At 59.0% G+C, this 217-nt stretch carries 1 rRNA gene; it reads right to left on the reverse strand.

Annotated elements, in window-relative coordinates:
• Nucleotides 1-217, reverse strand: a 23S ribosomal RNA gene (locus cpu_RS13150); the annotation flags it as partial.

Consider the following 217-nt stretch of genomic DNA (forward strand, 5'->3'; position numbering starts at 1 on the left):
CGGTTCGGGCCTCCAACTGGTCTTACCCAGCTTTCACCCTGGCCATGGGTAGATCACCCGGTTTCGGGTCTGCTGCACGTAACTTCCGCCCTCTTCAGACTCGCTTTCGCTTCGGCTCCAGCTTCCCGCCTTAACCTCGCTACGTACAGCAACTCGCCGGCCCGTTCTACAAAAAGTACGCCGTCATCCCTCTAACGGACTCCGACTGCTTGTAGGC

The sequence above is a fragment of the Carboxydothermus pertinax genome (assembly GCF_001950255.1).
GTDB lineage: Bacteria > Bacillota > Z-2901 > Carboxydothermales > Carboxydothermaceae > Carboxydothermus > Carboxydothermus pertinax.